This is a genomic window from Micromonospora sp. MP36 (assembly GCF_008119785.1).
Classification (GTDB): domain Bacteria; phylum Actinomycetota; class Actinomycetes; order Mycobacteriales; family Micromonosporaceae; genus Micromonospora.
The window spans coordinates 1-11,339 of record NZ_VSFA01000163.1; the positions used below are offsets into that span (position 1 = coordinate 1).

Sequence of the window (11,339 nt, forward strand, 5' to 3'; positions counted from 1 at the left end):
GGCCCGGATACGACAACTCCGGCCGAACATCAAACCAGCCAAGATCAGTCTCACTCTATGCCGCAGTTCGGGCGCTGACCTTCGTTGGGTGAGCAACCGGATCTGTCGAGATCAGTGCGTCAGGACAGTGGTGCGGAACTTCTGGGCGAAGTCGCGATACCCCTTCGAGTAGGCGTCCTGCTCGTCTGACGTGCGCTCGAGTTCCTGTCGGATCAGCCGGTCCGCAAGCTTGTCGTCGCCGTTGACTGCGGCTACAGCCGGCAACACGACGAAGCGGACGTTGTCGAGGAGGAGATCGGAGCTGGCAACCTCACGGGAGAACGTGTTTCAGTCCGACCGGTGGTCGATGAAGGGCTGGCCGTAGGTCGCGACTGCGTCGCGAGGTCCTATCTCGACGTCCTTTTCGCGGTCGCCACCGGGCAGCAGCCGCAGCAACGTAAACGCATTCGCGATGCCCAGGTAGGCCCGTCGCAGCAGCATGAGTCGGCATCATCGCGCAGTCATCGGGTGACGATGGGTACGGGCGAGGTCCCCGATCAGACAATGCCTGGCCTGGACGCCAACAGGGCCCGTGACCTACACGGATGCCCTTCTCGGCAGGTATACGGTGTAGTAGAGCAGCCAGCCAGGCCGGGTTAGCCCGGGTGAATTGGTCCCGCTCGCCGTGCAGCTGTCGTTCGAGGACGGTGATCTGATGCCGCAACGCCAGAATCTCGGCGTCCTTATCCCGGTCGCTCATTGGCAGCAGCCGTAGCAGCGCGAGAGTGTCGGCCACACTGAGGTAGGCCAGTCGCAACAGCACAGCCTGTCATCCTCGCGCGGCACGCAATGTAGATCACCGCCGCGTATGGCTTGGAGCGCTCGTCACTGCGCCGGCGTTCTCACTTCGGTGTTCAAGACGGCTATGACCAGGACGGACGAGGTTTTCGGCACTCGCGCCGTTCCAGCACCGGCGCGTTGATCGCTATTGTCAACTGTGAATCGCGCGTGGCAGTGCGGTGCGGAGGTGGAGGTGACGGCTCGAGCCGACCGACGCCAGCGGGCATCGGTGGGTTGGCCAGCGAAGACACCCACGCTGGTCGGCCGGGATGAGGCAGTCAGTAGGGTGGCGGGTGCCCTGGCGCGTGGTCCGGCGCTCGTGATAGTGGAGGGCGAGGCCGGGATCGGCAAGACCCGCCTATTGCGCGAGGCCTTGGGGACACTCGCCGACCGACCCTCGTCACCCGAGGGGGTGCTGATCGCGACCTGCCCTCCGGTGCCTAAGCCGGCCCCACTGGGAGCGGTTGTAGCCGGCATCCGGCGGCTGGCACCCAAACTGGATGCGCTCGGCATAAGCGCGTTGGGCGGAGCCTTGCGGCCACTGTTCCCAGAGTGGACGGACGATCTCCCGCCCGCGCTGGAGGTGCTGGACGACCCGAGCTCCGTCCGGTACCGGCTGTTCCGCGCGTTGTCGGAGTTGGTCGAACGGCTTGGTGTTGACGTCCTTGTTGTCGAGGACGTCCACTGGGCCGACGCCGCCACGCTGGAATGGCTGCTGACGTTGTGCGCCGACGAACGCGATCTCTCGATCGTGGTGTCCTTCCGGCCGTGGGAGGTGAGGGCGGGATCGCTGCTGCCGCGGCTCACCGCACGTGCTCCCGCCGGCATGTCCCGCACCCGTATCGAACTGAAGCCGTTGGATGTTGGGCAGATCCGGCAACTCGTGGCCTCAATATATTCCACCGACGACGTCTCCGAGCAGTTCGCCGAGTTCTTGTACGACGCGACCGACGGCATCCCTCTCGTCGTCGAGGAGTACCTACTGCTGCTGGAAGACCGCGACGACATCACCCGGGAAAACGGCCACTGGACTCGCCGAGTCCTCACCGAGCTCGACGTGCCGGCATCCGTGCGCGAATCGGTCCTGGAGCGGGTCCACCGACTCGACCGGGACACCCAGCGACTGCTCGAGGCGGCCAGCATCCTGATGGACCCGGCCGACGAGCCGCTGCTGTCCGCGGTCGCCGACCTCGACGAGTCCGCCACCCGCGGCGGTGTGGCCCGGGCGTTGGCCTCCGGCCTGCTGTGCGAGCGCTCGACCGGTCGATTCACCTTCCGGCACGTGCTGGACGCGCAGGCGATCAGCGGCGTGATGCCGGTCTCGGAGCGGCGCCGGATGCACGCGCGGGCCGCGCGGGCGCTGCAGCGTGAAGACCACCCGCCGGTGGCGCGCCTCGCCCACCACTTCCGCGAGGCCGGGGACGAGGCTCAGTGGTGTGGGTACGCCGAGGCGAGCGCCGAGCTGGCCCTGGAGTCCGGCGACGACCGTACGGCTGTCGAGACCCTGCTGCAGGTGATGAACGCCGCCGAGCATCCGATCGGTCGGCGAGTCCGGCTGGCCCGCCGGCTGGGTCAGGCAGCCTTCTTCGGTGCAGCCGCTCTTGGTGATCTCGCCGAGCACGTGGTCGATGTCCTTCGCCGGGTTCTGGGATCGGGTGAGATCGCCCGGGCTGACCGGGGCGAGCTGCGGTTGCTGTTGGGCCGCATGCTGTGGGCGGTCGGCGAGCGGTCCGCCTCGTTCGAGCAGTGGGAGGCGGCTGTTCCCGATCTCGGCCATCGTCCGGATCTGGCGATCCGGGCGATGGCCAACATGGTGCTTCCGCTGATCTCGGACTGGCCGGTGAGCCGGCACCGACACTGGTTGGGCCGCGCCGGCGAGTTGCTCGATCAGGTCGCGACGAAGGACCGGCGGGCGTTCCTGGACATGCGTATGACCGCGCTGCTCCTGCTCGGCGAGGAGGCGGGCTGGGAGGCGCTCAGGCACCTCCCTGCCTCGGCGCCGACCCGGGCGGGCGAACGTGACATCGCGAACACCCGGGTCAACGCGGTCTGGGCGATGCTGGCGTGGGGCCGGTTCGACGGCGCGCGCGAGCAGTTGGCCGTGTGTCGCCGGCACATCGAGGCCGCCGACTCGTCGCGACTCACCTACCTCGCCCTGGCTGTGCAGGCTCGGCTCGACTGGTACGTGGGGAACTGGTCCGGACTTGACGCCAGGGTGGCGGAGCTGGCCGGGCGCGAGGACACCGACGCAGAAAGCAAGCTCCATGCGCGGCAGGTTCGCGGCCTGCTGCAGCTGGCCGCCGGCGGACGTTCCGCGGCCCAGCGTGAGCTGCACGAGGTCGCTCTGGAGCAGACTCGGCTCGGTGTCATGGAGCCGGAAGCGGTGGCCGTGCCGGCGGCGCTAGCCCGGTTGCACTTGGCCGACGGCGACCCGGCCCAAGCGCTCTCGATCACCGGACCAGTGGTGCACCTGATCGCGCGCAAGGGTGTGTGGCTGTGGATCAGCGACATCGCGCCGGTCCACGTGGACGCGCTCCTCGACATGGCTGCGGGGGACGACGCCGACGACTTCGTCGCCACGTTCGCGCACGAGATCGCCGATCGAAACTTCCCGGCACCGCTGGCCGCGCTCGTGACGTGTCAGGCCATCGTGGCCCAGGCCGCAGGCGACCCACGCCGGGCCGCCGACCTGTTCGCAGACGCGGCGCGGCGGTGGGCGGCGCTGCCGCGACCCTATGACGAGCTGCTCAGCAGGGAGCGGCAGGGCCGGGCGCTGCTGGCCGCCGGCGAAATCGCCGGCGCGCTGGAGCTGCTGGCCGACACCCAGCAGCGACTGCACGACCTGGGCGCCCGGTGGGACGCGGACCGGGTGGCCCACCTGGTGCGGGAGCACGGGGGAGAGGTCGCTCGCACGTGGCGCGGCGGGCGCCGCGGATACGGCGACCGGCTGTCCCCGCGCGAGCTCGACGCGGTGGGTTTGGTCGCTCGTGGCATGACGAACCGGCAGGTCGCCGAGACGCTGTTCCTGTCGCCGCGCACCGTGGAATGCCATGTCAAATCCGCGATGCGCAAGCTCGGCGTGACGTCGCGGACCGCCCTCGCTATCGCCGCGGTCGAGGCCGGCTTCATCGCGCCGGACGGCGGGGACTCGGTCGGTGCGGGATGAATTCTACGTAGTCTGCACGATCGCTAGCGGCCACTGCGGTCGCGATGCTAGCCGGTATGGCCAACGATCCGCCGGAAGCGCAGGAGGCCGAGAGGGCGTTAGCCAGCTCGCCGGCCGATCAGAGCAGCCCTGCCTGCGCTCCGCCGCCCGACCCCGATGACGGGCAGTCGGCTCGACGCGGCGACGCAGACCAGGCCGGCGACGCCGGCGGGAAGCACTACGAACCACTGTGACCGGCCTTGCCGGCGGCAACCAAGGAGTGTCGATGACCCCACGACCTGCTTCTCCGGGCGGACGATCCCGCCTCGGCCGACTACTGTCGCTGCTGGCGGCACCGATGCTGGCGGTGCCCCTGCTCGGCGCCGCGTCGCCCGGCGCCGGTGTCGACGGCCCCGGAGCCACACCGACCGGCGTGGTGCTGTCGGCGCTGCCTAGTGGCGCCGCCAGTGCAGACCCGATCACCCTCATCACCGGTGACCAGGTATGGCTGGAACCGGCCGAGGACGGACGAAAGGTCGCCGTCGTCGAGCCGGCCCCGCGCCCCTCCGGGCAGGAGCCCCAGTTCGAGGTGCTCGACAAGGGCGACGACCTCTATGTCATCCCGTCCGACGCGGCGATACTGATTCCGGATCGGTTGGACCGGGAGCTGTTCAACGTCACCAAGCTGGTCAAGTACGGCTACACCGACGGCGTCTCGGTGATCGTGGCCGGCGCACCGACGCGCGCCGCTGCGGCAAGCACCAAGGGCCTGGCGGTGACCACCCGCCTGTCGAGCGTCAACGGGTACGCCGCCACAGTGAAGCCCGACGGCGGTTGGTGGTCGACGATCGCGCCCGCCAGCGGTACCGCGAGGACGCTGACCAGCGCCGGGAAGGTCTGGCTGGACGAGATCGCCGAAGTGAGCCTCGACCAGAGTGTGCCGATGATCGGCGCCCCCGTGGCGTGGTCGCAGGGCTTCGACGGCACCGGCGAGACCGTGGCGGTGCTGGATACCGGCGTCGATCTCAACCATCCGGACCTGGTCGGGCAGATCGCCGGCAGTCGGATCTTCACCGGTGAGGCCAACATCACCGACCAGCATGGTCACGGTACCCACGTGGCCAGCACCATCGCCGGTACCGGTGTCGGTTCGAACGGCAAGTACAAGGGTGTGGCTCCGGGAGCCGACCTGCTGATCGGCAAGATCTGCACAGCGTCGGGCAGTTGCCCGACCTCGGCGACAATTGCGGCGATGGAGTGGGCCGCACCGTTGGCCGACGTGGTCAGCATGAGCATCGGCAGCAACGTCGGCGACAGCGGCGCCTCGCCGGAGGCGATGGCGATCAACCGGCTGAGCGCGAGTCATCCGCACACGCTGTTCGTGGTTGCCGCCGGCAACAACGGGCAGCAGGGCGCGGGCAGCATCGCGTCGCCGGGTTCCGCCGACGCGGCGCTCACCGTCGGTGCGGTCGACAAGCAGGGCAAGCTGGCCTACTTCTCCGGCCGTGGCCCGCGGTTGGGCGACTTCGCCATCAAACCGGATGTCACCGCACCCGGCATGGGAATCGTGGCGGCACGCGCCGCTGGGACGTCCATGGGGACACCCGTGAATACCCTGTACACCTCCGCGAGCGGCACCTCGATGGCGACCCCGCACGTCTCGGGAGCGGTCGCCATCGCGATGCAGCACAACCCAGAGCTGACCGCGAAGCAGGTCAAGGCCGAGCTGATCGCCGCCGGACGCCCCAGTGCGGACGCGAGCGTCTACGAGCAAGGCGGCGGCCTGATCGACGTCCCGGCAGCGATCAACGCGCCCATCCTGGCGACGCCGGAACCGTTGAACGTGGGCTTCTTCGCCTACCCCCAGGACAACACTCCGGTCACTGCCAGACCGGTGACCTTCACCAACCGCAGCAACGCGGCCGTCAGCCTCGACCTGGCGCTGGACGTCACGCACAAGGACGGCACCGCGGCACCGAGTGAGGCACTATCGGTCAGCCCGGCCACCCTGACGATCGCCGCTGGCGGCACCGCTACGGCGACCGTGAGCCTGGACGTCCGGAATCTGCCGAAGGGCGTCTACGGCGGCTACTTGAAGGCGCAGGGCGCAGCCGCCAATATCCACGTGCCGGTCGGGTTCACCGTGGAACCACCGATGGCCGACCTGACACTCACCGGCATCATGCGGGACGGCCGCCCGGCGACCCGCGCCAGCGCCGTCTACGTCCTCAACGCCAACGACCCGAAACAGCCCTGGAAGGAGCTGCGCTTCGACAACGGCGTTGCAAGCGGGCGGTTCACGCCAGGTACCTACTACATCGTCGGCGCGATCCAGACGATGGACGGCGCCAACCGGTACATGCTGAACAAGACGATGATCGGGGCCCCGACGGTGCGCCTCACCGCGGGTACCGCGCTGACCTTCGACGCGCGGCAGGCCAAGGCGATCTCGGTCGACACCCCGGAGCATCCCGAGGCATCGCCGGTGGATCAGATAGCAAAGACAGTGGTCGGGTACGGCGGTCCGAGCTCGACCGAAAACTTCGCGCCGCAGTGGATCGGGAAGTGGACACCGACGTACGTGCTCAAGTCCGGCCCGGCCGAGCTGAAGCCTATGGAATTCGTCCAGCAGGTCCGGCTCGCAGCGGCACCACTGGAGCTGAAGGTGCTGTCGCCACGGGCCGAGGACGTGTACATCCAGCCGCTGTCCGGCACACCAGAGATCGACACTTCGATGGACCTCGACCTGGCGTACGTCGGCCAAGGCGCCGAGGCCGACTACACCGGCCTGGACACCACGGGCAAGGCGGTGCTGGTACGGCGGTCGGACACGCCGTACTCGACGATCGAGGCGACCGCGCGTGCGCACGGAGCGAAGGCCCTGGTGATCATGCACGACACCAGCGGGTACTTCTTCGGCTCGGTGGGCGCCAACGCGCAGATTCCGTCCATGGCGATCAGTGGCGAGGCCGGGCAGCAGCTCCGTGACCAACTGGCGAGCGGAAAGGTTGCGGTGCGGGTGTCGGGCACGTCCTGGTCGCCGTACCTGTACGACCTGGCCCTGATCCGGTCCGGTGCGCTTCCGGACGGCGTCGAGGAGACTGTGCACACCGATAACCTCGTCACCGTGGACAACGCGTTCCATGGCGAACCGGGCGGGGCGCAGGGTGAGTACCGGGCGCTGTGGCGGCCTTACCTGCTGTTCGCGGCGTCGCAGTTGTCTACCGTCAAAGCCGCGCGGCAGCGCACCGAGTACGTGACCGCCGGGACGGACTCGCTGTACCGGCAGGCCGTCAACGCTCAGTATCCCTCCGGGGGACCTCTGCAGGAGCGCGACGTGACCTACCCGGGCGTCGAACACATCAAGCACGAGTGGTTCCGTGGCCCGAACCACCCCACCGTGCTCGATCCGACGGGTCCGCGTAACCCGGGTTACCCGGTTACCCGGACCGGGGACGTCATCACACTCCAGCTTCCCGAGTGGTCGGACAGCAGCAGCGCGGAACACTACGGCAACGGCGGCAGCACCGATACCTCGCCGATCAAGTTCTACCTCGACGGGAACTACGTCGGTCAGGCGTCCCGCCCGATGGTGAAGCTGACCGGCCTGCCGCCCGGCGAGTCGACGGCGCGGTTGGAGCTGACCACCACCCGCAACGCACCGTGGTGGCAGACCTCCACCAAGACCGTGACGAACTGGACGGTGCGGACCGCCCGCCCGAGTGCACCCGCGTTGGTGCCGATGCTGACGGTGGACTACGACACGCAGCTCGACCGGACCAACACCGCTGTACTGCCGAGTGATCGCAACGGTCCGGCCACCCTGAAGCTGCACGTGCGGCACCAGGCCGGGTACGTCGGAGGCGCCATCGCCGGAGCCAAGGTATCGATCTCCTACGACGACGGGGTTACCTGGCAGGAACGACCGACAAAGGTCACGCCGGGGGCCGGCAACTTCCAGGCGATCCTCGACTCGACGGCCGCCGGCGACACCCCGACCGGGTACGCCTCGGTGCGAGTGGAGGCCTGGGACACCAACGGCAACCGCATCGAGCAAGAAATCACCCGCGCCTGGCGGTTGGCACCCCGGTAGGTCAGACGATCGACGGTGGCGTGCGACAGTCGAGGTCGCACGCCACCGTCGGTGTGCAAATCACGATGCAACGCGAGCAGGGACCGGGCGCAAAGGCGCAGATGACGGTCGACTCCAGCGGACGCCCCCTGCCGCAACACCTCGAAACACTGCCCGCAATGCTTGACCCCGCTACGGCACTGCAAGGCTCCCGACAAGCCCACCATGGCGGGTTGGAAATGGGCCCTGTGTCCCCACCAGTCCTGCCGCTGGCAGGGCGACCGCGGCCACGGGGCATGGCGGCGCATCGCCGCCCGCGGCCTCACCCACCAGGCCAAGACCGTCACCGACAAGGCCAGCGGGCACATGGTCATCCGCGCCGTGGTCGACAAACTCGAAGCCGCAGCCGTCGTCACCCCGACCACGAAGACCAGCCGGGGGGACCGGTCGAAGACCGGCCCCACCCGGCGCAAGTCATCACGCCCCGCGCCCAGGCGACGCAGGGCGCCCTCCCCCACCCGGCCTCACGGCTCGGCGGGAAAGCGTCCGGAGGGACACGCACCAACGGACCGGAGGCTGCCCCGCGCAGCCCACCGACACCAAGGCGTGAACACGACCAGCACACCCACCACCGGCCACCGGCCACGCGGAGCCGCGTTGGGCGCGGGATTCCACTTCCACGCCCACGCGACCCCACCACGGTGGGAAACGATCCCGGAAACCCAATCCGACTCAGGATCAAGCTAATCAGAGACGCTCGGATCGCACAAGGCGGTCCTGACCACCCCGGGACTGGTCAGGGCCGTCGTGTCGTGCGGCCGGCGCGCTAGGCAGCGGCGGCTCGCTCGGCCGCGTCGGAGGCGATGATGTAGCCGAACACCAGACCCTGGCCGATGGTGGCGCCGGCGCCGGGGTAGACGGCTCCGAACACGTTGGCGGCGGTGTTGCCCTGGGCGTAGAGGCCCTCGATCGGCTCGCCGGCCTCGGTGAGCACCCGGCCGCGGCCGTCGGCGATCAGGCCGCCGCAGGTGCCGAGGTCGGAGAGCACGACCTTGACGGCGTAGTAGAGGCGGCCGTCGAGGGGGCGCAGGTTGGGGTTCGGCACGACGGTGGGGTCACCGTAGTAGCGGTCGTACGCCGAGTTGCCCCGGCCGAAGTCCTCGTCGGTGCCAGCGCCGGCGTTGGCGTTGAAGCGGGCGACGGTCGCCTCGAAGGCGGACTCCGGGACGCCCATGGCGCGCGCGAGCTCGGCAGGGGTGGCGGCCTTGTGGGCGATGCCTGCCTCGTACCACTCCCTCGGGAGCGGCATCCGCGGGAAGGAGCCGCCCGCGAAGACGTAGCTGTTGCGGTAGGTCTGGTCGAAGACCAGCCACATCTCGCCGACCGGGTCGCCGTCGCGCTCGCGCTGGAGCACGGTCTGGCCGAAGGTCATGTAGTCGGTGGACTCGTTGATGAAGCGCTTGCCCTGGGAGTCGATCATGAAGGAGCCGGGCAGCGACCGCTCGGCCAGCAGGATCGAGGGCATCGCGCCGTCGGCGATTGGGTGCACGGCCGGGAACCACCACGACTGCTCCATGTTGCCGATCGCCGCGCCGATCTCCTGGGCGATCCGGATCACCTCGCCGGTGTTGCCGACGGCGCCGAGGCTCACGTCCTCGACCAGCGAGGGCGACTGGTACTGCTGGCGCATCGCCATGTTGTGGTCGAAGCCGCCGGCGGCCAGCACTACGCCGAGACGGGCGGTCACGGTGACCTCGCGGCCTCGTTGGGTGAGTACGGCGCCGGTGACGCGGCCGTCCTCGACGACGAGACGGGTCAGTGCGGTCTCGGTCCAGATCGGCACGCCGGCCTCGAGGAGTCCGGCGTACATGCCGCCGGCGATCGCCTGGCCGCCGGCGACGTACTCACGACCGATGACCTTGCCGCCCGCGCCCTGCAGGATCCGCTTGATCGCCTTGGGGAAGCCCTTGCCCGGCTTCTTCGCCATCAGGTTGAGCCACTTGTAGTCGGCGCCGGTGATCGGCATCGGCAGCGGCGCCTCCATCGTGGCCGGCTGGAAGCGGCTGCGCTCCTTGCCCAGCTTGCGCAGGTCGAACGCGCGCGACTCGACCGAGCGACCAGCGGCGCTGCCGCCTGGCTTCTCGGGGTGGTAGTCGGAGTAGCCCTTGGCCCAGAACAGCTTCAGCGGCGTGGTGCGCTCGAGCATCCGCACGGTCTCGGCGCCGTTGTCGATGAAGGGCTGCCAACGCTCGCGCGGGCTGGAGCCGGCGACGACGGCCTCGACGTACTCGGCCCCGCGCTCCTCGGAGTCGATCGCCCCGTCGCGCTCGAGGACCGGGTTGGCGGGGATCCAGAAGGCGCCGCCGGAGCGGGCCGTCGAGCCGCCGACGTGGATGGTCTTCTCGGCGATGGCGACCTTCAGGCCGCGCTCGTGGGCGGCCAGAGCGGTCGCCATGCCGGTGCCGGAGCCGATCACCAGCAGGTCGACGGTGGTGTCCTCGACGCGGAGGGGCTCGGAGGGGTGTGGAGCACTCATGACACGGGTTCCTTCCTCGGTGGTTCGTAGCCGTGGTGCGGCGCTCTTCCCGTGGTGTCTGCCGGAACGGTGGCAGAGCGTCGTGGCGGATATCGCCATCCTAGCCGTTCGGCTAGTAGGTGCTAGCCGCTAGGCTGGGAGAATGGCCACATGGAAGCCAGCCGCGCCGGGCCGCGACGGAGTCCTCGCGGCGGCGCTCGAGCTCTTCGCCGATCGCGGGATCGGCGCCACCTCGCTGCAGATGATCGCGGACCGGCTCGGGGTCACGAAGGCAGCCGTCTATCACCACTTCCGGACCAAGGCCGACATCGTCATCACGGCGTTGCGACCCGGCCTGGACCAACTCGCCGCGGCGGTGCAGCTGGCCGAGAGCCACACCGACCAGCGGGCTCGGGCCGGCACGGTCATCGCCGGCATGGCCGAGTGCCTGGTCACCAATCGCCTCGGCTACCAGGTGATGATGTCGGACCCGACCGCCACACGACTGCTGGAGTCCGACCCCGAGCTCGCGGAACTCTTCGAGCGGGTACGCCGCGCCCTGGGCGGCCCGGACCCCGACATGACCACCCGGATGGCGGTCGCCTGCTTCCTCAGCGCCTGCCTGGGGCCGGCCACCGACCCCGGCTGTGCCGACAGCACCGACGCCGAGCTGCGCGCGGCCGTGCTCGACGCGGGGGAGCGGCTGGTCCTCAGTCGCCTCTGAGGCAGGGCGGCCCGGGGCGAACCGCCCGATTGCCCGGAAACAAGGACGGTGCGCGGCCGCGTCC

6 protein-coding genes are annotated in these 11,339 nt (G+C 69.4%); 3 read left to right on the top strand and 3 right to left on the bottom strand.

From position 1 onward, the window contains the following. Nucleotides 1-111 precede the first annotated feature (111 nt). Nucleotides 112-267: a hypothetical protein gene (locus FXF52_RS42200; RefSeq protein ID WP_187413971.1), complete on the bottom strand. Its 156-nt coding sequence runs from the start codon at nt 265-267 to the stop codon at nt 112-114. Between the two features lie 60 nt (nt 268-327). Further along, nucleotides 328-480 (bottom strand): hypothetical protein, encoded by a 153-nt coding sequence (locus tag FXF52_RS42205; RefSeq protein ID WP_187413972.1) that lies wholly within the window; start codon nt 478-480, stop codon nt 328-330. A gap of 568 nt (nt 481-1,048) precedes the next feature. On the opposite strand from FXF52_RS42205, the gene FXF52_RS38630 reads away from it, so the two are divergent. Then, nucleotides 1,049-3,985 (top strand): helix-turn-helix transcriptional regulator, encoded by a 2,937-nt coding sequence (locus FXF52_RS38630; protein ID WP_255472836.1) that lies wholly within the window; start codon nt 1,049-1,051, stop codon nt 3,983-3,985. Between the two features lie 265 nt (nt 3,986-4,250). Next, entirely contained in the window at nt 4,251-8,057 is a 3,807-nt protein-coding gene (locus FXF52_RS38635; RefSeq protein ID WP_148804619.1) for a S8 family serine peptidase, read from the top strand. A gap of 805 nt (nt 8,058-8,862) precedes the next feature. On the opposite strand, the gene FXF52_RS38645 is transcribed toward FXF52_RS38635, so the two are convergent. Further along, nucleotides 8,863-10,572, bottom strand: a complete 1,710-nt coding sequence (locus FXF52_RS38645) for a 3-ketosteroid-delta-1-dehydrogenase (protein ID WP_148804620.1) — start codon at nt 10,570-10,572, stop codon at nt 8,863-8,865. Between the two features lie 142 nt (nt 10,573-10,714). Between FXF52_RS38645 and FXF52_RS38650 the strand changes: the two genes are divergently transcribed. Further along, complete coding sequence (locus FXF52_RS38650) at nt 10,715-11,275, top strand: TetR/AcrR family transcriptional regulator (RefSeq protein WP_148804621.1); 561 nt, start codon at nt 10,715-10,717, stop codon at nt 11,273-11,275. The last annotated feature ends 64 nt before the right edge of the window (nt 11,276-11,339 follow it).